The organism is Chryseobacterium sp. CFS15 (assembly GCF_031118795.1).
GTDB lineage: Bacteria > Bacteroidota > Bacteroidia > Flavobacteriales > Weeksellaceae > Chryseobacterium > Chryseobacterium indoltheticum.
In genome coordinates this window covers 290,908-316,441 of sequence record NZ_JAVHYL010000002.1, presented here as the reverse complement: position 1 = coordinate 316,441, position 25,534 = coordinate 290,908, and the positions used below count along the sequence as shown (strand labels likewise).

Sequence of the window (25,534 nt, the reverse complement as noted above, 5' to 3'; positions counted from 1 at the left end):
TAAAACATTATTCCACCTCGATATTCTTTTTCAACGGGAGATTTTTTGACGAATTTCCAACCATAATTCTGTACGTTCCTTTTTCTACAATCCAGTTCATTTTTGAATCTAAAAACTGCAATTCTTTCACCGGAACTTCAATGGTAATCTGTTTCGATTCGCCGGGTTTTAGATACACTTTTTGAAAACCTTTCAGTTCAATAATCGGTCTTGAAACTGAAGCCAACAAATCTTTCACATATAATTGAACAACTTCACTTCCTGCTTTTGCACCTGTGTTTTTTACATTGACTTTGGCGACAATCGTTTCGTTTTCAGAAAATTTTAATTTATTCAACTGTAAATCAGAAATTTCAAAATTAGTATAACTTAAACCAAAACCAAACGGATACAACGGCTCACCACTCAAATCATAATAATCATTTCCTCTTCCTGTCGGATGATGATTATAAACCAAAGGCAACTGACCTTCCTCAATCGGAAATGTAATTGGTAATTTCCCCGACGGATTTTCAGCTCCAAAAAGAACTTTTGCAATGGCACTTCCGCCTTCTTCTCCGGAATACCAAACGTCTAAAATTGCTCCGACTTTATCTTTCCAATCGGTAGTTTTTATTGCAGAACCGCCCACCAAAACAACTGTTGTAGGTTTATTTAATTTTGAAACTTCCTGAATCAATTGTTCCTGATTTCCGGGTAAGCTTAATGAAGAACGATCCTGAAATTCACCTTCATGAATTCCGGCTGTAACGATGATATAATCTGCATTTTGAGCCAATTTTAAAGCATCATTAAAATCTTTTTGGTAATCGTTCAAACCATAATTCCAAATCAGTTCTATATTTGCTTCTCCCCTATTTTCATGGAATTCAATTACAATATCAGATCTTTGACCTTTATTAAAATCAAGCTCAACCGTTTTGGTTGAATAACTCAACTTTCCCCAATTGTCAATCAGTAATTTTCCGTTTACATATAATCTGAAGCCATCATTTCCTCTTAAACCCAATTGATATTTTCCGGAATTTGGAGCTTCCAGTTTTCCTGTCCAACGAACGCTGTAATTGTCGGGTTGTAATTTTTCAGGGTTTGGAGAATACAAAGTCCATTTGAAATTTAATTGTTCGTCCTGTTTTTCAAAAGCTGGATTTCCTTTTAAATCTGAATTGGAAAAATAATTTCCTTTTAATCCTTTTTTATTTTCGAAAGATAAAAACTCAGTGGGTACGGTCGTAAAATTCTTTAAATTCCAGTCGATTCCTTTTGAATAATTGACTTCAATATTTTTATTTTTTGTGAAATTTTTAATTCCATCTAAAATATTTACCTTCTTATTTCCCGGCCCGGAATAACCTCCCAATCTTGCATCAACAGCATCTGTTCCGACTATTAAAATCTTTTTCACATTTTCAGAAATCGGAAGCGTTTGATTATTATTTTGAAGCAAAACAAAAGATTCAATGGCTGTTTTTTCCGCTAAAGGTTTATGATTGATTTTCTTTAATTCTTCAATATTTTTGTTGGAAACGTAAGGATTTTCAAACAAACCCAATTCAAATTTTGCTCTCAAAACTCTCGAAACTGCATCATCAATTCTTTCTTTCGAAATTCTTCCATCCAAAAATGGCGGAATAAATAATTTATAATGTTGATATTCTGTTTGGAAAATCACGTCAAGACCGGCATTGATCGCCTGCGCAGAAGCATCATCGTAATCTTTTGCCGTGAAATGCAGAACATTTGCTCCACCAACTGCACTTGCATCACTGATCACAAAACCTTTGAAATTCCATTCTTTTTTTAATTTTTCGGTTAATAACCAATGATTTGCTGTCGAAGGTCGACCATCCAACAAATTATAAGAAGTCATCACCGAACGGCTTTTCCCTTGTGTAAAGGCTTTTTGAAAAGGAATTAAATGGGTTTCTTCCAAATATCTCTTGCTCCAATGAATTGGGTAAGAGTCTCTTCCGCCTTCTCCAACATTCGCTAAAAAATGTTTCGGAGTTGTGATAATGTTCTGATTTTCGAAAGAACTCACAAAATTCACACCCATCACAGAAGTCAAAAACGGATCTTCACCATACGTTTCCTCTGTCCTTCCCCATCGAACATCGCTCGCTAAATTCACAACCGGAGTTAAGATCTGACGAATTCCTCTCAATTTCGATTCTTTGGCAATCGCTGTTGAAACTTCTTTCATCAACTCAGGACTGAAGGTTGCCGATAAACCGATCGCCTGTGGAAAAGCAGTTGCACCTTCACGCATCAATCCGTGTAAAGCCTCATCAAAAGGAATAATCGGAATTCCCAGCCGTGATTCTTCCACAAAATATTTCTGAATCGCATTTATCTTTTTAGCTAATCTTTCAGCATCTTCATTGGCATTATATTTTAACAATTGTCCGGCGACTCCACCGCCTTGATTTCCTGCACTTACCTGTAAACCGAAAATTCCATGAGCATATTGACCTTTCGGAACGTTATCTAAATCTCCGGGAATCATAAAGCACTGCCAGAATTTTTCTTCCGGAGTCATACGTTTCAGCAAATCCTGAACTCTGACTTCTACAGGTTGTTTTGGGTCTTTGTATAAAGGTTTTTGAGCGGTAATAAATGTCGTGCTCAATAATGAAATTGCTATAATTTTAAAACGAAATTTAAAGCGCATAAATAATTTGATTTAATTATTGTTCTTTTGTCTTGAAACAAAAGAACCAAAAGTTCAAGACTTGGAACTCTCCGCTAAAAATAAAATCTGTTCTCTAAAAATTCTAAAACTCGCACGAATCAAATATTAGTTCTTCAGTTCAATATTTGTGACGTGCTCAAACAGTAGAATTTTCTTAACGTTCACAGACTTTATTTTCTTAACGCTCCGATTTCCTAAGTCATTTTAATTACAAATTCAACTATTGAATTATTTGAATTACGGTTGAATATTTTAACTGATTTCTCTCTTTTGGTAAATTTATTTCAATTGAATTTCCTGTTTTTTTCCAATGAATTTTATTTTTTAGACCTAAAACTTTCAAAGATTTTGGTTTAAAATTTTCAGGAATTACAAAACTTACTATTGATGGAGATTGATAGTTTTCTTTTTCATCCAGATGAAAGATATTCACTGTTTTTCCATCTTTGCTTTGTGTATAATAAAAATTTCCATCGTGATAAGGCGCCACAGCTCTCGTTGCAAAAACCGCTGATTGATTGTCATTCATCCAAGTAGAAATTTCATTTAATCTGTCATAAACAATTGGATCGTAATCTCCGTTTGGTCCGGGAGCGATATTCATCAGGTAATTCCCGCCTCTTGAAATGATTTTAACTAATGTTTCAATGATTTTTTGAGACGATTTATAATTGTCATTCGGAACATACGAAAACGAATCTCCCATCGTGATACAACTCTCCCAAGGAATCGAAAGCTCCTTTTCGGGAACGGCTTGTTCGGGAGTCACATAATTTTCCCATTTTCCTGGAACAGTACGATCTACAATGATAATTCCGGGTTGATTTTTGCGAGCCATCGTCCCTATTTTATCCATATCAATATCCTGCTCTACTTTGATTGTTCGTTGCCATTCTACATTGGGATCAATGGTTTTGAAAGGGCGAACCCAGCCTCCGTCTAACCAAAGAATATCGACTTTACCGTAGTTTGAAGTGATTTCATTTAATTGATTAAAGGTGAAATTCTTGAAACTGTTCCATTTTTCAGGATATTTTTTCGGATCATAATTTACATTTCTGTCTTTCGGAGGAAAATAAGACCACCAATAATCATCATAATGCCAATCGGGTTTTGAGAAATAAGCTCCTATTTTGAAGCCATCTTTTCGGAATGTATTGAAGATTTCTTTCGTTACATCTGCTTTTGGATTTTTGGAAAAAGGAGTTTTTGAAGAAGTAATTTTATAATCAGACTGTTGTGTATCGAACATCGCAAAACCGTCGTGATGTTTTGTTGTGAAAACTACATATTTCATTCCTGCTTTTTTCGTCGCATCTGCCCATTTTTGTGGATTAAATTGAGTGGGATTGAAAGTGGTCTGAAGATTTTCGTAGTTTTTTACATATTCATTGTATGACTTTCCGTGTTCGGGTTTACGCTGCGTCCACGATTCATCTTCCGGACAAAGGCTCCAGCTTTCGACAATTCCCCATTGACTGTACGTTCCCCAATGCATGAAAAGCCCGAATTTTAGATCCTGCCAGTTTTCAAGATTTTGAATAACCAATGGATCTGTCGGTTTTTGATAACCTTCTGAAACGTTGTGAGCCTGTGAAAAAAAAGTAGTGGATAAAAGTAAAGACGATAGAAAAAGAGTTTTCGTTTGTTGTTTGGTGAACATCAAGTTTAGTTTTTTGCTAAATTAATATTTAACCGTAAAGTTTTACCACAAAAGGCACAAAAGTTTTTTGACACATGAGTCACATTAGTTTTATGTTTAATTTATGGAGAATATTTAGAGCACATAAGATTGAAAATCTGATATTTTTTGTGAGACTGTAAACAGGTGTGTTTTCATTCAAACAGTTTTGCGTTTCACTACTGACAATCTTGTTTTGATTAAAATAGTTTTGTGTAGGAATACAAATAACCCGGTTTGGACTTAACGCAAATTGATTTTAAATACAAATAACCTTGTTTGAACCTAATGTACATTGATTTTAAATTCAAACACTATTATTTGGACTTAATGTAAAATGATTTTAAGTACAAATAACCTTGTTTGAACTTAATGTCAGTTGATTTTGAATACAAACACCACTGTTTGAACTTAATGTACATTGATTTTGAATGCAAACACACCTGTTTGAACTTAATGTCAGTTGATTTTGAATACAAACACCATTGTTTGGACAATATGTAAATTGACTTTGAATAAAAACGGCGATGTTTTAAATTAATTGGAATACGATTGAATAAAATTAAAAGCAATTTTAAAATTTGCAGTATGATCCTAAAGTAAATTCTCAAACGCTTTTTCGACTGTAGGATACAAAAACTGAAACCCATTTTGAATCAGTATTTCGGGATAAACATTGCGGCTTTTGAGAAGCAATTCGGTTTCAGTTCCTAAGATGATCGAGGCGATTTCCAATTGCCAGACCTGAGCGTTTAAGCCAAACGGAATTTTCATTTCTTTTCTTAATTTTCGCATAAACTCTTCATTGTTCAAAGGATTTGGAGCAGTTACATTAATTTCTTCGGAAATGTTTTCATTCCCAATAATCCATTCAACAACTCGGCAAAAATCATCAATATGAATCCAGCTTACATTTTGGTTTCCTCTTCCCTGTTTTCCACCTAGGCCCAGTTTGGTGATCGTTTTAAGTTTGGTAAAAGCTCCACCGTTATTTCCTAAAACTATTGATGTTCTTAACGCAACTTTTCTGGTGTCTGGATTTTTAGTTTTAAAAAATTCCTTTTCCCAACTTTTACAAATATTCATTGAAAAGTCGTCACCGATAATTCCGTTTTCTTCTGTATTTAAATGCTTTTCGGAATGAACATAAATTGTTGCTGAACTTGCATTTAACCAAATCTTAGGTTTGTTGATACATTTGTCAACCGCTTGTTGAAGGACTTTTGTACTATTAATTCTTGAGTCGTAAATTTCCCGTTTATTTTTCTCTGTATATCTGCAATCGACAGATTTTCCTGCGAGATTAATTAAGATATCACAGTCTTCGAGAAGATTTTGCCATTCTCCTAAAGTCTTTGCATCCCATAAAAATTCGTTTTTACGTTTTGGAGTTCTGGTTAAGATACACACCTGATTTCCTTTTTCGGTAAAATATTTTTCGAGATTTTTGCCGAGAAAACCGGTTCCAGCTGCGATTATTATTTTCATTGAAGTTTATTTTAGTTGTTGGTTGCTTGTTGATAGTTGGTTTTGTGTGAGATTCTTCGACTTCGCTCAGCATGACATTTCTAATACTAACTGTTTTAAAAATTTACAACTTACTTTTTACTTGGCTCTTTTTACTTTTGCACCAAATATTTCTTCGTTCTCACTTCGATTTCAGAGCCTTCTGCAAGCATTACAGAGATTGGTTTCTGATGATTTAAACATTCAAAATCTTTTCCGTAAACCTGTTTAAAATCAATTTCAAGCTTATGATTTTTCACCATATACCACTCCCATTTCGGATGGAAGACTTCATATTCTGAAGTTTTATCCTCTTTTTTCGTAAAACCCCAATAATGTTCTGTGATAAACTCAAATTCAGAATCATCTTCCATCGTTTGAGATTTACTTTCGGCAGTAATCTGTATAGAATACCAATCTTTATCTTTCCAAGAATAGGTCACAACCAAATCATTGTCGGTATATTCCATCTTGTTTTTCATTTTCAAAGTCTTATAATTCTCTTTATACACAGAATTGGCAACCATACTCAATGCATATTTAGGAACAATTTCTTTGATGAAAACAACTCCTCTTTTCCATTGACTTCCTTCTTTTTTCTTAACATAAAATCTTAAATTCACTTCTTCAAAATTTCTATGAAAAGGAATGGGAAGTCCCAACAATTTGGTATTCAAAAACATGAATCCAACCAAACTGACATAGCATTTTCCTTTATAAAAATCTAGTTCAGTCCCTTTTGGAAGATATTTTAATAATATTTCGGGACTAATTTCGTAGTTGATGATGGCTAGTTTTCGCCATTCTGCTTTTAGAAATTTCATGACTTTTGGTTGTTGTTTGTTAATAGTCTCTGCATTTAATATGCTTCGACAAACTCAGTATAACAGTTCTAATACTAATTGTTTATTTTATTATTTTCTGTTATGCTTTTAATCATCTTGTTTCTTTCTAATAAAAATTTTTTCATGTAATTTTTCAGAAAAAAATAATTGAACAATTGACCGATAATTCCAAAGGGTGATTCAAACTCCAAAATATCTGTCATGATTGTGTTTTGATCTTCTTTTTTAAATAGATGTTGATGTCTAAATGATTTAAATCTTCCTTTTAACATGACATCAGTAAACCGATAGGGCTTTTCCATCTCTATAATTTTTGATTGATGGGTTTGATAAAATCCGAGATGTTTTGCTCTCCAAGTAACGGTTTCGTTCAATTCAATTAAACCTGAAATCCTTCCTGCGATTGCTTTTTCATTCGTTTTTGAAGTTGATTTTTGGTGCAAATCAATGTCTCTAGCCAAATCGAACACTTTATGAATATCCGCTTGAATGGTTGTGTTTAGAATTATTTTAGACATATTTTGGTGTTTGATGGTTGATGGTCGATTGTCGATTGTCGATTGTCGATTGTCGATTGTCGATTGTCGATTGTCGATTGTCGATAGGATTTCATCCTATCCTTTGGTAGGCCGTCCCTTTGGGACTTTATTTTAGAACTTTTAAAATGTTTGCTTCTTATTTAGTTCCGGTAAAAGTTTATCGATTCTTTCTGCCAATTCTGGTAATTTTATGGTGGGAACTGCGGGAAAAAGATGGTGTTCCATGTGATAAAACATACTGAACGTTAATTTATTTTTCCAGAATCCACGTTGTGTTCTTGCGATATTTGGGTTTTCGTGAGTGTCGTGATGAACGGTCCAAACTGCGAAAAATGCCATTAAAAGTTCACCAAAAAACATGATTAAAATATGATATATTAAAAAATTAAACTGAAAATAAAAAGCAATAAAAACAAAAACAGCAATTGAAAAACATATTCTTTTTGTAGCTTTTATTGGCTAATTTAAAAGTCATCCAATGAATTAAAAACAGATGCTTCGGATCGTACAAAATAGCTTCATACCATTTCATTGAAGCCGATTTCCCTTCGTAATCTTCTTCTGAAAGACAATATTTATGATGCCTGATGTGATTAAATTTAACGGCATGAATAGATGTCATCATCGAAATACTATTGAGGTACATCGAAAGCCAAGTGAGAAATTTCCCTGTTCCTAAAGAGTTGTGAAAACCGTTGTGAACTTGTCTTAAGGCAGTCAAAAAATAGAATCCAGAGAACGGAAGCGCCACCCAGTAATATCCTTTGTAAGCTAAGAATAGAGATATAAAAAGCCATGGCAAAGAGATATTATTTTCTATCAACATTTCTTTTACGGAAAGCTTTTTAAGGTCTTTCCATTCTACTTTTTTTGTGAGTTCAAGATGATTCATTTTATGTTTTTTATAAATTTAACCAAATAATTATTGTCAAAGCCGTCAATCTGAAAATAATCCAGGATATTGTAGGAGGGCGATTTCTTTAATGCAAATGCATGAACATTAGAAATCTTTCATGGCAATAAATTTTAAAAGTTGAGTCTTTTCGTTTTTCCTCCGAAGTAAAAAATCAGGACTAAATGAATGATTAAGTTTTTCATAATAGTTAATTTAAAAGTTTAAGACTTTACAATTTCTTCCTGTTTGATTTTGTCTTTGTTCATTGCATTTTTACGACCTTTTAGAAATAAAAGTAAATTCAGAAGCATCATCACGCCAAGATAAATTGAAAATCCACCAATCTTTTTGCTTAATGCAACAACTAATCTTTCAACAGTTTCGATTTGGAAAAACTCGATAATACAGAGTGCAAAACCAATGTTTAAAAGATAAAATCCGATTTTAAACAATGAGTTGGTTGCCATCGCGATGTCTTCTTTCTGATGAAAAATATCAATCATAAATGTTTTTGAATTTTTAAACAAAAATTGAGAAACAAGTACAGTTAATGTAATAACGATTGGTAAATAAATCATGTACGCCGAAAAATTGTAAGTTTGGGTAAGAATAGTTGCAGTCATAATAGTTTTATTTTATTGTTAATTTTTTTCTTAAAATATACAGTGTCATAATATTGGTAAAATGTAATGCACAAAGGATTAAAACAATGATTCCAATGCGAGTGGAAACGTTGGTTAAAAGTTCTTCTATATTTGAAATTTTGTTCCAAAAGCCGAGATTGATTGCGATATAACCGAGATTCACTAGATAATAACTTGCGAGTAGAATTCTGTTGACTGTTAAGCAAAAATCTTTGTCTTTGATGAGATATTCCAAATATATTTTCCCTGAATTAAAGCATCTTCTTCCCACATCTATAGTGATATAAAAGCTTATTCCCAGAAATAACAGATATGAAACAATACTATACATCTTATAAATATTATATTTTCAGTAATTATTGAAAGTTAATTTGAAATAAAAAAGGATTTTGAAGTCCTTTCTATTTTAATAAATTGGTAATCTTTCCGACTAACCAATGATCGTCGCTTTTTATGGCGAGATCCATTATATTATTAATTTTGCCTGTCACAGAGCTGAAATCGCTCATTAGTTTTATAAATTCTTGAGCTTCTTCAGAGTCTTTATCTTCAATGTTTTTCAGTTCTTCCAAAAAAGTTATAACAGGTTCAATTTCGCGTTTTCTTCTTTCTTTTGTAATTTGCTTAAACAAATACCAAACATCTTTTTCGGCTACGAAATACTCTTTTCGGTCGCCTTTAATAAATTCTTTTTTTATAATTCCCCAATCTATCAAAGCGCGAAGATTCATATTGGCATTTCCTCTTGAAATTTCGAGCTGCTCCATTACTTCATCCGTTGAAAGTGGTTTTCCAGTTGCCAAAAGTAAAGCATGCACCTGTGCCATTGTACGATTGATTCCCCAATTGGTTGCAAAGGTTCCCCAAGTTTGAATGTATTTTTCTTTGGCTTCTGAAAGTTGCATTTCTTTATTTTTTCTAATTTCTATTACAAATATAATAATATTTTTTGAATTTTCAATAATTTTTGAAAGTTTAATTTAAATAAAAACAGACATCATAAAAATGTCTGTTTTAGACTTATTTTTGCGTCGCTTTATAACTCTGAAGAAGTTTAATAAATTCGGAACGATAACCGTCTGAATCTCTATTTTTACCTTCTTTTGCCAAATTTTCAACTGCAGATAAATTTTTATTTTTAATCAGTTTTGAATCTCTTAATACCAACCCGAACCATGCTACAGATGTTGCAAATTTAAAATCTGGACTTGCCGATTCTATTCCTGAATTTGAATTTTTTATTTCCTGAATAAATTCTATACTTTTATCTCCGTCAGGCTTTTTATATCTAAATTTCACGGTAGCCAAGTCATCTCCAAAACCTTTTGATGCATTATTCGACGAATATTTCAGTTGAGTTTCTTTTGGTAAAAACTCAGAACGAGTATCTGTAGGAATGATTTCATACAAAGCAGTTACCGTATGACCACCTCCTAATTCTCCTGCATCTACTCTATCATCGGTAAAATCTTCATTTCTGAGTTTTCTGTTTTCGTAACCAATTAGACGGTAAGATTGTACATATTTTGGATTAAACTCAATCTGAACTTTCACATCTTTTGCAATCGTATAAATGTTTCCGGCAAATTCTTTTCCTAAAAACTTATTGGCTTCCTGTAGATTATCAATATAGGCGTAATTTCCATTTCCTTTGTCTGCTAAGGTTTCCATTTTATCATCCTTATAATTGCCCATTCCGTACCCTAAACATGTCAGGAAAATTCCTGTTTTCCTTTTTTCTTCAATTAAAGTTTCAAGATTTGCCACGGAAGATGTTCCTACATTGAAATCACCGTCTGTTGCCAAAACCACTCTGTTGTTTCCTCCTTTAATGAAATTTTCTTTTGCCAGTTTATAGGCTAATTCAATACCTTCTCCGCCTGCTGTACTTCCACCTGCAGTAAGTTGATCAAAAGCTTCAAGAATTTCACTTTTTTCAGAAGCAGAAGTTGAAGGTAAAATTACGCCCGCACTTCCTGCATATACTACAATTCCTACTTTATCTTTGGGTCTCAGTTGATTTAAAAGTACCTTTAAAGACTCTTTCAGTAATGGTAATTTATTATCATCTTCCATTGAACCTGAAGTATCAATCAGGAAAACAATATTAGAAGGAGGCAAATTATTCATCGAAACACTTTTACCCTGAAGTCCTATTTTTAATAATTTATGTTTAGGATTCCATGGTGAATCAGTGTATTCTGTATTAATTGAAAATGGATGATTATTCTGAGGCTGCGGATAGTCATATTTAAAATAATTCACCATTTCTTCAATTCTCACTGCGTTTTTATCTACAGTTTGTCCTTCATTAATCATTCTTCTGATGTTGGAATAAGAAGCATTGTCTACATCAATAGAGAATGTAGAAACGGGCTGATTTTTTGTAAGCTCAAAAGGATTTTCTATCAGAGAAGCATATTCTTCATCACTTGTGTCAATTTCCTCGTTATTTTCCGTTTCATTTGGCGGATTTTCAATTTTCACTTCTTTGGCCATTACAGGTGATTCCATTATCATATCCATTGAAGCGGCATAAGCATCTTCCTCCTTTTTCTTTTGGCAACTTGTCAATATTGCTATTGCTACGATTATTAAACTAATTTTTTTCATATTGTGTGGTTTTTATTTTACAATTTAAATGATTTATTACAAATATTTACAATCTAATTTTATTAAGGTTCAATTCTAGCCTTTATTCCTTCATTCCAAGACTTAGACTCCGGCATATAGTAAAGATAAACATTACTTGCTTTTCCCGTATATTCACCTGCAAATTCTACTTTTAAATCTAGATTAATTGTTTTTGTTTCATTAGCATCAAAATTCTCCCAATACAACACCAAATAGTTATCGAAAATTTCGTAGTAAGAAATCTGTTTTTTATCAATTAAATCTTTCAACAGAGCATTTTGTAAAGTCAATCCTGCAGGAATTCCAATTTTTGCAGTGGTCATCGGTAATTGTCCGTTGATTTTATTTTTCACCGTCACCGTCATTCTGTTGGTTTCTCCTACTTTTGAAGTTTCAGATTTTAACTTTGTTTCTAAAGTCACAGGAATATTTTCACTTTTTGGAGCTTCTAAAGTGTAGTATTGATAATCTAATTTGTAAGACAAACCTTCATCACATAAATATTCAACACTCAAATCGTTTTCACCTTTTTTGAAAGCAGATGCGAAACTATTGCTAACCAGAACTTCAACATTATTAATTTTAATTGTGGGTTTATCAATTCCAAATAACTTTTCATTTTTAGCAAAAAAATCTGATAATGCTTCTAAAGCGACTGTTGTAGCCTGCGTAGAACCAAATCCGTAATATCCGTTATAGTTAATCAGGTCATCGGCGACTTTGGCAATTTCCAGCTGATTAGTCTTGTCATTTTTTTGCAGAGCCATCATATACAAGGAAAGCGTTTCAGCATTGGCAGAAATTCCACCAGAGCCTGTAAATGTGGTTTTAGTTTTTACATTTTTATTGATGTACTGTTCATTTAAAATAGTCATCAGATTATTGTAATCATCATTTTTTCCGAGATTTGCCGCCGCATTTGCCATTAAAGCCAACTGATAAGAATCTTTCGTAGCCAAAGCTCTTTTTAAACTAATTTCAAAGGTAATTTGCAACTCACTTTTAAATCCTATTTTTGACAAAGCATACAAAACATACATATTTCTTGACCACGAATACTCCGAATATTCAGCTTTCGATTCATAATTTCTGCGAACTTCAAAAAGACCATTAGCACCTTTTCTTGACAATATAAATGTGCTAAGATTCTGAATTAATTTTGTATCAACAGCCACATATTTTTTTAAATCTCTAAATTCCATCAAGGCAAAAGCAGAAAGAGCGACATCAGATTCGTTGCCACCAAAATAAGAAAATCCGCCATCACTGTTTTTGTAGGACAGCATTTTCTGATACCCCTTTTTCATATTTCGGATACTCTCTGACTCTGTAGATGCATTAATTTTCTTTGTTGATTTTAAATAATCCAAAATAAAAATATTCGGATAAACCGTTGAAGATAGCTGTTCAAAACATCCGTAAGGTTCTCTTTTTAGCCTTTCCATATCTTCAAACATTTGCGAGGCAGAGTTTTCGTAAACATAATATGATGCTTCCAAGGTTGTATTGATATAATCAGGAATATTAATTTTAGTATTTTCAGATTTATTATTTATAATTGAAAAATGATACGGAAATCCTTTTTCTTCAACTTTTAAAGGTAAAATCATTGTTTCTCTGAAATCTCCGGACTTTACAGTAAACTGAATATTAGAACTAATCAATTTATCCGTCTGCATTTTCACAAATAATCTTCCGGATTCTAAAGGCTTCAATGTTATTAAACTATCCGCTTTCATCAGTTTAATGTGATTCGGAACAATGACATTTATTATTAATGTTTTCGTTTCCGAAGAATTATTTTTAATAACCACAGGAATTGTCATTTGGTCTGTTCGGGTAACATATTGCGGAATTTTTGCATCGATTGAAATTAAACTTTGAGCAGCATAAGTGGTTTCATCTCTGCCAATTAAGCCCGATGCAGAAATACCTTCCGTAATTATTCTAAATGCAGAATTGGCATCAGACTGATAAAATTCAATTTGAGCTTTACCATTTTTATCGGTCTCTACAACTGGATTCCAATATAATGTCTCGCGATAATCGTGTCTGTAGGAAGTATTGGTTGATTCATAAACAGAGTACGAAAATTTACGGTAACTATTATAATAATCATATTCATTATTATAATTAACTAAACTATCTCTTGGAATATTTTTTACAGCAAAATAAGTTGTAGGAGTAATATCAAATTTTATGTTTGAATTTTGTCCATTTTTTGAATTAATAATGATAACGCCATTCGCTCCTCTGTTTCCGTATATTGAAGTTGCAGCTGCGTCTTTTAGAATTGAAACACTGTTGATGTCATTTGAATTTAAATTTCGAAATTGACTGGTATTGGCTATCATTCCGTCAATCACGTACAATGGATCTGCATGAGCTGTGATTGATGAAACACCTCTTATCACAACATCTATTTTACCTGAAACAGGAGAACCCGAGGCAGAAGTTATAGACAATCCTGCCACCTGACCTTGTAGAGATTGTAAAAAAGATGCATTCGGTCTGTTTTCAAACATTTTTGATTCTACGGTCGTAATAGAATTTGTTGATAAAGATTTCGTTAACAATTTATTGTAGCCTACAACAACAACTTCTTCTATAGATTGTTCTTTACTAATAGTATCTGATGTAGATCTCACTGAAGGTAACGTTTTTACTCTCCCTTCAATTCCTTGTGAAATTGAATTCTTTTTTTCTTTTATTTCTGCTTCTTTTATAATTTCTTCAACATTAATGTTTTCTAACGATTGCTTTACCAAAGGATTTATATTAAGTTTATAAGAAAGCAATCTGATTTTTACTTTCTGTTTCGAATCTAAAGATTTTGCAATGACATCATGTTGATACTCTCCAGCTAAATCAGAAAAATAGAATAACCCATTTTCTGAAGTCATCTGTTTTTTAATCTTGGAATAGTTTTCAATCAGATAAACCTCTGCTTTTACAGGTTTTTTATTTTCATCTTCAACGATTCCGTAGATCGGATTTTTCTTTTCCGGAAGATATTTGTAGTTTCCACTTTTTACAACATCGGGAACCATCTCAAAATAGCGGTAACCATTGGTCAACATCACTAAATCTAAACTTTTTAAGGCTTTTTCTTCTTTTTTGTCGAAATAGAATTGAGGTCTTTCAATTTTTCCTCTTAATTCAGAATCCATTAACAGCCAAGAAAGAATATGATTTTGCTTGTCATCGGCATACGTCCACAATTTATCGTCAACTACGCTCATGGCAAGATTTGCGGGAATTGGTTGGTTGTTTTCGTCAGTTGTTTCTACATTGACGATTACCTTTTCTCTTGGTAAATAATTTTTCTTTGTCGGTGTTATTTTCACCTTCATCTGTTTATTTTCATTCCAAAACACAATTCTTTCCGCTAAAGGAATATTATTTTCAATCACTGTAAATCTGCAAATTCCGATGGGAAGTTCTTTTTCTGAAATTTCAAGCTCATTTAAACCTTTTTTCAAGTTCATTTCTTTCGAAAAAATCTCTTTTCCTCGGAAGTTTCCTTTAATCAAAACATTTCTATCAAAAGTAGAATTGATTACTAATCTGATTTTTTGATTCTCTTTTTTAGCATTAAAAATAATTCCGTCATCTTTTGTGATAGGAAGTGGGTATATTTTACTGATATTTTCTGGTTTAAGAACTTTTGCATAATATATCTCACCTTTTTTAGGTGTAAAAAGAAAGCTTCCCATTCCGAAATTATAGGCTGAGGTTTCCGTCAATTTCTGATGATTCTGATTATAAATTTCTAACATTGCATCAACAGGCTTTTCAAATTCATCTAAAACTTTAAAAGCAATATTTTGTTCGATTCCGTTGATGAAAGCTCCACCTTCAGGCATAAACTTTACATCCAGATTATTAAGAACAATTGGGATATTTCTAGAAATAGATTCTGTAAAGCCATCAAAATTGACTTTTATATTCAATAAAGCATCCGAAGATGTCAAGACTTCAGGAAGTTTAAATTTTAATAAATATTTTCCTTCTTTATCAGTAATCAAAGAACCTTCACTTATTTTTTCTCCTTTATGCATCACCGTAAAATGAGCTTCATAAAAAGGAATCGGAAGATTGGTTAAACTTCTCATTGAAAAATCTGCCAAAACCTCATCTCCTGCTCCATAACCTTTTTTAGGGAAATCTAGTTTCATTAAAATTCGTGGAGAAACAATTTTCTGAAGAGTAATTTCTTTTTCAAACACATTTTTCCCGTCTTCATTTTGCATCCAGGCTGTAAAAGCTCTGATCTTGTAGATTCCGCCTTTCATCTCTTCACCAAAATAAAAAGATCCTTCTGCGTAACCTTTTTTAATTTCAAATTTTTCTTTTTTAACTACAGCTCCGCTTGGATCAACAAGTTCAAAATTTACGATTCTGCTTTGGTCGGCTGGAAGATTATTTTCAGCCTGAATAACATAAATTTTAAAAAACATAATTTCTCCAGGTTTATAAAAAACATGGTTGGTCTGTATATAAGTTTTCTCTTTTTTGAAATCGTTGAATGAATTCTGTGCCTTACAAAATGGATTTGAAAGCAAAATAAAAAAAGGAATTATGTAGAATAAAAAATTGAATTTCATAAGTTCATTTATTGTGTTGAATCGTCTTTTGAATCTCTGATTTCGTATTAAAACTTGAAAGAAACTGTGCATCCGAAAGTTTTAAAAGATGGTAGATTAAAAAAATCTAAACCTCGGCTGTTATCAAAATCATAGAAATTCTGATTAGAATCTACACCGTTATTTGCCTGCCAAAGGAAAATGTTATTGACATAAAAACTGATTCCTAAAGCTCTTTTGAAATCTCCAACATCAAAATATGCTGAAAGAGAAATATCATTGATTCTAATGTAATCTGCTTTTTCAACATAATTTTCAGCAACGCCAAGAAAACCATATCTCGCCCAACGATTTTCACTTACCGATTGGTTTGTATTGTAAAAATCTACCGGTATTTGATTAACATTTCCATTATAATTGACGCCTTCAAAAACGTAGTTTTTAATATTTCTTTCATCAGCAGAAGTTTGAGAACGACCGTAATAATCGAGAACAGCTTGTGTTCCATTCCAGGTTTGTCCGCCTTTTTTCCATTCCCAATTGATGTCTAAAGCAAACATTTTGTAATTGAAGTTATGAGTAAATTTTACCACAAAATCGGGTGTAGGATCAGCAATTATTTTCATTCCGGAAGCTTTTACGGGATAACCATAATCATCGATTATTACTTTTCCGTCTGCATTTCTTTCATAATAACTTCCCGTTACTGCGCCCAAAACCTGACCTTCTGATAAAACTTTATGAATATCATTAAAACCCGAAATCATCAGATTATTATACCCCGGATTTACCCGATCTACAACGTCCTTATACTTAAAAAAGGAAGCTTTACTGCTTACTTTAAAATTTTGATTAGTGATGATATTGTCATAATTAAAATTTGCTTCAAAACCTTTGTACGTATGATCTGCTAAATTTTTAAGCACTAAATTATTTCCTTCAAAAACAGGAAAAATATCATCAGAAATGTTTCTATTAAAATATTCTGCCGTAAGGTTTATTTTTCGATTAATCAAAAATTTAAAACTGGCTTTCCATTCTTTTATATTGATATTCGAAAGATTATTAAAGGTTTCTACTTCTTTTAAAGGAAAATATTGATAAGAATTTTGTGCAGAAAACTGTGTCGTGGCATAAGAAGAATAAGATTTTGCAATTTCCGGCTCTGCAGATAATTGAGTGTATGCTCCCAACAGTTGAAAATCACTATTATTCCAGCCGAATATATTCTTAAAAGTAAAATATCCATTTACTTTCGGAAGCCAATAACTGTTTTTGCGCGAAGTGTTTGAGATATAAACAGAATTCCCAAGATTTGCCCCAAATTCTATATCATCGTAATTCTCGTAATCTAAATTATAATTAAAAATATAATCCTGAGAAGTTCTCTGGTAAATATAGTTTCGGTCTAAACTATGATTAACACTTACTTTTCTGTCATTTAGAATATGATTTAAGCTAAATCCGTGCTTCAATTCAGAATCTCTCCAATCATAAGACAAAACAATATTTGAATTGTAAAACTCGTTTTTCTGATCTCTTTTGTTGTACAATCCGTTAATAAAACCGCTGGTTGACGGTTTGTAAACATCACGATTCATAATATCCTGATTGTCGTAAGCCTGACTGATATTAAGTTTAAAGCCATCCCAATTTTTGCTTAGATCAAAACTAAATTGGCGGATATTTTCGTAATAATTATACTTGTTTTTCTGATCAAATAGAAATTCAGGATTGTCAGCATACAAACTGTAACTTCTCTGCAAACCATTGCTTAGATATGCATTCTGCTGGTTAGAAAATGAAATCGGAGTCAGAAGAGAATTTTGATACGCTCTATTGAAAAGCCCAATTCTATTGGTATTTGTTGCTTTATTTTCCTCATAATTAAATCCTGCATTGATATTAAAATCTAAAATTTTTGTGCTGAATTTAGTTTTAAAAGAATTCGTTACATCATACTGATCTATAAAATACATCTGGTCTTTTCTTTGACCCAAATTGAAAGAAAGTCTTGCATCTTCCTGATAACCTCCACTTTTAATAATCGCATTTACATTCAGCTGATTACTATAACCAACCGTTGTTTTGAAAATATTATTATTGTAAGCTTTTGCCGGAGAAACTGCTTCTGCCAAATCAACTAATTCCCCATTGACATCATATTCGTATGCCTGTCCGGTGAATCCTAAAGTTGATATATCTGGTCCGAAGCTGAACATTTCATTTGTATCCGGCCCTTTCCAAATTAATAATCCATTTTCAGATCTTCCCTGAACATACCGATTGTGGGTTTTAGGAATTCTATTTCTGTTTTTGATATCTACAGAAGTACTGAAACTTCCGTTGAACACAAGATATTTTTTCGGCTGACTCTTAATTTTATATAAAGAATCCTGCTTTAATTTTAGTTTTCTTATCGCTGAAAAATGACGATCTGAATTTTTCCTTATAGAATCGTAGGAGTTTTGTATACTAAATTCATCGTTTTCAGGTTTTTCAAGCAGATTTTCGTAATCTTTAGAATTAATATCTTTAACATTTTCTCTATTTACTTGTCTTTCCAGAATATTTTTTAATTCATACACACCATGAACTACCTGAATATTTTTTCCACTGTTCCAAACTAAAGTATCATATTCTTTTGCAGCAATAATCGCAAAGCCCTTTTCATCGGTCAATTCGTAAACACCGCTGTTTTTGTTGAAAATTTTGAGAAAATTCTGAGGCTTTTTCTTTTCATTAAAAAATGTTCCCGAATAATACCGCTGAGAATCCTGCGCAAAGGCAAACTGCACCGCAAAAACAGGCAATAACAGATAAACTTTTTTCATCTTTGATAATATTTCTAAAAATAGAGAAAAAAAAGAAATCTCCGAAGAAATTTCTTTTTTTGAAATGTTATTTTTGTGTTGACTTATACGTTTCTACCAATCTCACAAACTCCGCTCTGTAACCTTCATCATCTTTTCCTCTTCCTTTTTTAGCAAGGCTTTCAATATCTTTTAAATCTTTATTTTTAATTAAATTAGAATTTCTTAAAACCAAGCCAAACCAAGCAACTGAAGAAGCAAATTTGAAGTCATCGCTTGAAGATGAAAAAGATTGATTGTTATTTTTAACAACCTGAACAATTTCAGAACTTTGATCACCATCAGGTTTTTTGTATCTGAATTTTACCGTTGCCAATTCATTATTAAAATTTTCATCATTTGTATTTTTAGTATATTTTAAATCATTTTCTTTTGGTAAAAATTCAGAATTCACATCGGCAGGAATGACTTCGTATAAAGCCGTTACGGTGTGACCGCTTCCCAATTCTCCCGCATCAATTTTATCATTGGTAAAATCTTCGTTCTTTAGTTTTCGGTTTTCATAACCAATCAAACGATATGATTTTACATATTTCGGGTTAAACTCAATCTGAATTTTTACATCTTTTGCAATCGCATACATATTGCCGGCAAACTCTTTTCCAAGAAATTTATTGGCTTCCTGAAGATTATCGATGTAAGCATAATTTCCGTTTCCTTTATTGGCTAAAGTTTCCATGCGGTTATCTTTGAAATTTCCCATTCCGAAACCTAAACACGTAAGGAAAACGCCAGATTTTCTTTTTTCTTCTACCAAAGTCTGAAGATCGCCTGTTGAAGAAGCTCCCACATTAAAATCTCCGTCTGTAGCGATGATTACACGATTGTTTCCATTTTTGATGAAATTTTCCTGAGCCAACTTATACGCCAATTCAATTCCTTGTCCGCCTGCCGTACTTCCACCCGCCTGAAGTTTATCTAAAGCTTCAATAATTTTATTTTTTTCTTTGGCCGAAGTCGGTGGTAAAACCATTCCGGCGCTTCCGGCATAAACAACAATTCCTACTTTATCGGTTGGTCTTAATTGATCCAAAAGTACTTTAAAAGAAGATTTCAACAATGGTAATTTATTCGGTTCATTCATCGAGCCTGAAACATCGATCAGAAAAACAAAATTTGAATTGGGAAGTTTATCTGTTGGAATTTCCTTTCCCTGCAACCCTATTTTTAGTAATTTATGCTGGCTATTCCACGGGGAATCATTGTATTCTGTATTAATTGAAAACGGCTGATTATTTTTTGGTTGCGGATAATCGTATTTAAAATAATTAATCATTTCTTCGATTCTCACTGCATTTTTATTCACATATTCTCCATTGTTAATCATTATGCGAATGTTGGAATACGCTGCTTTATCAACATCAATCGAAAACGTTGAGACCGATTGATTTTTCGCCAATTCAAAAGGATTCTCTACAAAAGCATCGTATTCTTCACTATTTCTTTGCTGAATCTGTTTTGAAATATTAATACTATCCTGTGCTTTTTGTAATTTCTCAAAAGCTTTTCTTTCTTTTCTCGAAAGTTTTTTAGTTTTAATGATAACGACTCCGTTTGAAGCTCTGCTTCCGTAGATTGACGTGGCAGCTGCATCTTTTAAAACTGAAACACTTTCAATAGTATTCGGATTTAAATTGCTAAAAGCTTTACTGTCTGAAATTTTTCCATTGATAACATATAAAGGTTGACTATTTGTATTTAAACTGCTTACCCCTCTAATTATAAGTGGTTTGGAAGAACCTGGAATTCCAGATCCGCCCGTCATGTTAACTCCCGGAGCGGCTCCTTGCAAAGATCTCAATATCTTACTATTCGGTCTATTTTCCAAGAATGTATTTCCTATCGTATTTGAGGCGACTGTTGATTGCTTTTTTGTTAAAGTTTTCGAATATCCTAAAACAACGACCTCTTCTATAGCTTTTTCTCTGCTTTCAGCAATTTGAACTCCAGCAACCCTTCCATGTAGTGTTGAATTTGTATTTGATAAAATCCCTTCGGGAATAGAAATATTAGGTACAATATTTTTATTTCTCAATTCCACACTTTCAATCACATCATTTTTATCTAAAACTCCATCACCGTCTGTATCTTCGTAAATTTCATTTGCTATTGTATTTGATGATACATTATTGTTTTTTTCGATATAATATGAATCTGAAGAAAAATCAAGTTGTTTTTTAATTTCTGGAATAGGATTTCTTAAAGGTTCTAGAATTTTAATATCATAAGCTAAAACTTCAGGCTTATGAATTTCTTTCTGAGAATAAATTTCCTTTTCAATATTAGATTTCACCGTACTGTCAATTGCCTGAACATCTGAGTTTAATTTAGGAGAAACCGTATTTTGAGCAATTGCAGGTTTATTAATTTCAGAAACATCATTTCTACTAATAAAGTAAAATGCTCCTAAACCAATGATCAAACTTGCGGCAATTCCATAAGGAAACCAGATTGGAACGATTCTTTTCTTGTCTTCTTTTTTATCTAATTTTTCTTCAACTTTAGCCCAAACTTTATCAAAACCCGGAAAAGTAGCTGGTTCTTCTAAAGATTGAGAAGCCTCATTGAATTTTTTATCTATATCGTGATTATTTTCCATTGTGTAAAAGTTTAAATGTTATGATTTACCAATAATTCCTGAAGTTTTTTCCGTGCAAAATTCAGCTGAGATTTTGATGTTCCTTCGCTTATCGAAAGCATTGTTGCAATCTCTTTATGCGGATATCCTTCAATGGCAAATAGGTTGAAAATTGCTCTGCAACCTTCAGGAAGAAAATTCAGAAGCTTCAGAATATCTTTTTCAAAAGAAACTGTATCAGCTAAAGTATCCGGAGATTCTACAAACTGATCGTCTAATGAAATATGAAGCGCTTTCATACTTCTGAGTTTTTGCAAACATTCATTCACCGCAATTTTCTTAGCCCAGGCTTCAAAAATATCATGGTTTTGTAGTTGATTAAGTTTCGTAAAGATCTTATAAAAAGTATCGGCCAATACTTCTTGTATGTCTTCATCGTTTTTCAGATAGCGTTTGCAAACCGCATAAAGTTTACCCGCCATTTTTTCGTAAACTTTCCGCTGTGCATTGCGGTCGTTCCGTTGGCATTCTATCAGTAATTCTTTTTCCATAGTCAGGCTTTATACTCTTATAGATGCAGGAAACTTCGGGCAGGTTGGAAACATTGTTAAACTTTTTTTAAAAATAAGGAAAGTTGTGAATAGTTTTTAGTTGATAGACTGAAACTTGTATATTATTAATATTTATAAATCTTAAGTTAAAACTAATAATCCCTCTAAAACTCTAAAACACCCCAACTCTAATTCCCTAAAACCCTCCCACTCAATTTTAACCCTTTTTTAACATAAAATCTTGTAACATATCCTTAACATTGCAGACTATTAGAATATCATTTTAAAGCTGATAAAATTGTATTTGATTAAGAAGAGAAATTTTGATCGAATCCAATTTTAAAATCACCTTTAAAAATAAATAGATCGTTACTTATGAAAAACAAAAGATTTGCGTCATTACTTTTTGTTTTATGCGCAGGAAGTATGATGTTTGCTCAGGATGACCTGATCAACAAGTTGAAAAACAATCAGTCTCAAAATGCCAATTTCCAATTTACCACGTTAAAAGATGTGGGTGCAACTTCGGTAAAAAACCAAGGTTCATCAGGAACTTGTTGGAGCTATTCAGGAAACTCTTTCCTGGAGTCTGAAATGCAGAGGATGGGCAAAAAGCCTGTTGATTTGGCTGAAATCTTTACCGCAAGAAATTCTTATCACGATAAAGCAAAATTATACGTGCTAAACAGCGGAGCAATCAGCTGGGGAGATGGAGGTGAGCTTCACGATGTTGTGAATATGTACAAAAAATACGGTGCGGTTCCCCAGGAGGCTTACACAGGTTTGAAAGCCGGGCAGACTTTAAATAATTTTAAAGAAATGCAGGAAAAACTGAAACCAGTTTTAGATAGTCTTGTAGCAGCTTCTTCAAAAGGAAAACTTTCAGATAACTGGATGGATTCTGTAGATGCTATTTTAGATGAATATTTAGGAAAAGTGCCTGCAAACTTTACATATGAAGGAAAAAATTATACGCCGAAAACTTTTGCTAAAGAAGTGGTAGGAATTAATCCTGAAGATTATGTTGAGCTATCTTCATACAAAGATTATCCTTATTACCAAAAATTTGTAGTTCCGATTCCTGATAACTGGAGCCATGATTCTGACTGGAATATTCCAATGAATGAACTGACTGCAATTATTGACAACGCAGTAAGCAAAGGATATTCTGTAGGTTGGGCAACAGACGTTTCTGAGCCTTATTTTTCGTACAAAAATGGTGTTGCTTACGTTCCTGATGTAGATCTTGATCAAATTACTTCTGAAGTAAAAAAAGATCTATTCACTCAGCCTAAAAAAGATAAAACCATTACTGAAGACATGCGTCAGAAAGCTTTAAACAATCTTTCTACAACCGATGACCACGGAATGCACATCGTTGGTTTGGCAAAAGATCAGTCTGGTAAAGAATATTATATGGTCAAAAATTCTTGGGGTGTAACCAATGATTTTGAAGGATATTTGTATGTAACCAAACCTTATGTGGAGTATAAATCTACTGCTATTTTGGTTCACAAAAATGCAATTCCTAAAAACATTAAAAAGCAATTAAAGCCAAGCAAAAACATTGGTTTGTAAGAAATCATTATTGTCTACTAGGTGACAATTTTAGATATTTAAACTTGTTAATAGGCCGTCTGAATTTTTTCAGGCGGTTTTTTTGATTAATCTCTTTGCGAACTTTGCGTTAAGAGAAATTCAGTATTATTAAAAATAAAAAACCGCTTTCAAAAAAATTGAAAACGGTTCCTCTAAAAATTAAAAAAATTATAGGTAAAATTATGTATAAAATAAAAGTGAACTGCCCATTTTACTTCTCAGGTGAATAGTGGAAATAAAGTTTAAATAATAAATTGACCACGAAGCAAACCTGCAATTCACTGTAGTTTTTAATATAGCACGCCTAAACTAGAGCCTGCAAAATCTGTAAGCTCTTCTACTCTGCCGTCTTTTATTTTCTTTGCCCATTGATAATCGCTCAACAAAGCACGCCCTACGGCTACAAGATCAAAATCTTCACGGTCAAGTCTTCTTACCAACTCTTTAAGATCAGCTTTTTCTGAACCTTCTCCTGCAAAAGCAGACATAAAATCACCGTTTAATCCTACAGAACCCACAGTAATTGTCGGTTGACCCGTTATCTTTTTTGCCCAACCGGCGAAGTTCAAATCTGAACCTTCAAATTCCGGTTCCCAGAAACGTCTTTGTGAACAGTGAAAAATATCAACTCCAGCTTCTTTTAATGGCAATAGCCAATCTTCCATTTCATTAGGATTTAAAGCTAATCTGCTTTTATAATCCTGCTGTTTCCACTGAGAAAGGCGGATAATAATTGTGAAATCTTCACCTACTGCAGCTCGCATTGCTTTTACAACATCTACAGCGAATTTGCTTCTTTCTTTTAAGGTTTTCCCACCGTATTCATCGGTTCTGGTATTGGTTACTTCCCAGAAAAACTGATCGATTAAATAACCATGAGCTCCGTGAATTTCTAAAACATCAAATCCTAAATCTTTTGCCGATTTTGCAGAAGCCGCAAACTGAGCAATGGTATCCTGAATGTCTTCCAAAGTCATTGTAGAAGCTTTTTCCATATCAACTAAAGGATAATCTTCTGAACTTCTGGTATCACCAACGTGCCAAATCTGAGGTCCCATTTTCCCTCCATTTTGGTGAACAGCATCGATGACGTTTTTCCAACCGTTTAAAGCTTCAGTTCCATAAAAATCCGGGATATTCTGAATATTTTTTGATCCGGGTCTGTTGATTACTGTTCCTTCAGAAAGAATCAATCCAACTTCCGAAGCGGCTCTTCTTGCATAGTAATCTACAATTTGCTGAGTCGGAACTCCGTTATCAGATTGTGCTCTCGTCATCGGAGCCATTACGATTCTATTTTTTAGTGTTAAATTCTTGTATTGAAATGGTTTAAACAATGATTCTGTACTCATTTTTAAAGTATTTATTTTATAATTGTTACACAAAGTAACTAATAATAGTTTGTTTTTGTATCTTTCAATGAAAAAATAGTGGTAACTTCGCAGTAACTTACGTTAGTAACTTGAAAGTAACGTATGGAATCTTTGATTCTCTAAAGTTTTTAAAAATAAAAATTTCCTTATGAAAAAGAGTGAATTAATGGAATACAGCTGTCCTCTTGGTAAAGCAATGTCTGCATTGGGAAGCAAATGGAAACCAATCATTGTATTGGTTATCAAAGACCGAAAATTACGTTTTGGCGAGCTTGCTGTTCGTATTAATGTAATTTCAAGAAAAGTTTTGACAGATCAATTAAGAGAAATGCAAACTGACGGATTGATCATTCGTGAAGAGTTTAAAGAACTTCCGCCAAGAGTAGAATATTCGTTGACAGAAAAAGGTTTGGCGCTTTTGCCGATTTTATATCAACTGGAAGAATGGGAAACAAAATATCATGTTTATGATCCTGAGAAAGCTAAGGATTGTAAGACTCTTTTAGAAAAAAAGGAAAAGAAAAAAGCTGTTGTTTAA

The 25,534-nt window shown here is 32.7% G+C and carries 17 protein-coding genes; 2 read left to right on the top strand and 15 right to left on the bottom strand.

Annotated elements, in window-relative coordinates:
* Positions 1-7: 7 nt before the first annotated feature.
* The 14 genes from OH814_RS04140 to OH814_RS04075 form a co-directional block, all read right to left on the bottom strand.
* A complete protein-coding gene (locus tag OH814_RS04140; protein ID WP_308827220.1) occupies positions 8-2,671 on the bottom strand; it encodes a glycoside hydrolase family 3 N-terminal domain-containing protein in 2,664 nt (887 codons plus the stop codon).
* Between the two features lie 241 nt (positions 2,672-2,912).
* A complete protein-coding gene (locus OH814_RS04135; RefSeq protein WP_308827219.1) occupies positions 2,913-4,355 on the bottom strand; it encodes an alpha-L-fucosidase in 1,443 nt (480 codons plus the stop codon).
* Positions 4,356-4,967: 612 nt separating this feature from the next.
* Positions 4,968-5,861, bottom strand: a complete 894-nt coding sequence (locus OH814_RS04130; RefSeq protein WP_308827218.1) for a TIGR01777 family oxidoreductase — start codon at positions 5,859-5,861, stop codon at positions 4,968-4,970.
* 131 nt (positions 5,862-5,992) lie between these two features.
* Positions 5,993-6,703: a DUF2071 domain-containing protein gene (locus tag OH814_RS04125; RefSeq protein ID WP_308827217.1), complete on the bottom strand. Its 711-nt coding sequence runs from the start codon at positions 6,701-6,703 to the stop codon at positions 5,993-5,995.
* A gap of 74 nt (positions 6,704-6,777) precedes the next feature.
* Positions 6,778-7,242, bottom strand: a complete 465-nt coding sequence (locus tag OH814_RS04120) for an SRPBCC family protein (RefSeq protein ID WP_308827216.1) — start codon at positions 7,240-7,242, stop codon at positions 6,778-6,780.
* A gap of 141 nt (positions 7,243-7,383) precedes the next feature.
* The gene (locus OH814_RS04115) at positions 7,384-7,641 is read right to left on the bottom strand and encodes a fatty acid desaturase (RefSeq protein ID WP_374990552.1); all 258 of its coding nucleotides are present in this window, start codon (positions 7,639-7,641) and stop codon (positions 7,384-7,386) included.
* A gap of 7 nt (positions 7,642-7,648) precedes the next feature.
* Positions 7,649-8,155: a fatty acid desaturase gene (locus tag OH814_RS04110; RefSeq protein ID WP_308827215.1), complete on the bottom strand. Its 507-nt coding sequence runs from the start codon at positions 8,153-8,155 to the stop codon at positions 7,649-7,651.
* Between the two features lie 224 nt (positions 8,156-8,379).
* Complete coding sequence (locus OH814_RS04105; protein ID WP_123887255.1) at positions 8,380-8,781, bottom strand: hypothetical protein; 402 nt, start codon at positions 8,779-8,781, stop codon at positions 8,380-8,382.
* Between the two features lie 422 nt (positions 8,782-9,203).
* Positions 9,204-9,707 carry a transcriptional regulator gene (locus OH814_RS04100; RefSeq protein WP_308827214.1) on the bottom strand — a complete coding sequence of 168 codons (504 nt, stop codon included), beginning with the start codon at positions 9,705-9,707 and terminating at the stop codon, positions 9,204-9,206.
* A gap of 115 nt (positions 9,708-9,822) precedes the next feature.
* Entirely contained in the window at positions 9,823-11,415 is a 1,593-nt protein-coding gene (locus tag OH814_RS04095; protein ID WP_308827213.1) for a VWA domain-containing protein, read from the bottom strand.
* A gap of 62 nt (positions 11,416-11,477) precedes the next feature.
* A complete protein-coding gene (locus OH814_RS04090; RefSeq protein WP_308827212.1) occupies positions 11,478-16,043 on the bottom strand; it encodes a TonB-dependent receptor plug domain-containing protein in 4,566 nt (1,521 codons plus the stop codon).
* Between the two features lie 47 nt (positions 16,044-16,090).
* Entirely contained in the window at positions 16,091-18,856 is a 2,766-nt protein-coding gene (locus OH814_RS04085) for a hypothetical protein (protein ID WP_308827211.1), read from the bottom strand.
* 67 nt (positions 18,857-18,923) lie between these two features.
* Positions 18,924-21,494 (bottom strand): von Willebrand factor type A domain-containing protein, encoded by a 2,571-nt coding sequence (locus OH814_RS04080; protein ID WP_308827210.1) that lies wholly within the window; start codon positions 21,492-21,494, stop codon positions 18,924-18,926.
* Positions 21,495-21,505: 11 nt separating this feature from the next.
* The gene (locus OH814_RS04075) at positions 21,506-22,024 is read right to left on the bottom strand and encodes an RNA polymerase sigma factor (RefSeq protein WP_115949855.1); all 519 of its coding nucleotides are present in this window, start codon (positions 22,022-22,024) and stop codon (positions 21,506-21,508) included.
* Positions 22,025-22,399: 375 nt separating this feature from the next.
* Here OH814_RS04075 and OH814_RS04070 point away from each other — a divergent pair, with 375 nt between their 5' ends.
* Positions 22,400-23,602, top strand: a complete 1,203-nt coding sequence (locus OH814_RS04070) for a C1 family peptidase (protein WP_308827209.1) — start codon at positions 22,400-22,402, stop codon at positions 23,600-23,602.
* Positions 23,603-23,913: 311 nt separating this feature from the next.
* Here the strand turns inward: OH814_RS04070 and OH814_RS04065 are convergent, their stop codons facing one another.
* Positions 23,914-24,975, bottom strand: coding sequence for an NADH:flavin oxidoreductase (locus tag OH814_RS04065; protein WP_308827208.1), 1,062 nt, complete (start codon positions 24,973-24,975; stop codon positions 23,914-23,916).
* 169 nt (positions 24,976-25,144) lie between these two features.
* Here OH814_RS04065 and OH814_RS04060 point away from each other — a divergent pair, with 169 nt between their 5' ends.
* Positions 25,145-25,534 (top strand): helix-turn-helix domain-containing protein, encoded by a 390-nt coding sequence (locus OH814_RS04060; protein ID WP_308827207.1) that lies wholly within the window; start codon positions 25,145-25,147, stop codon positions 25,532-25,534.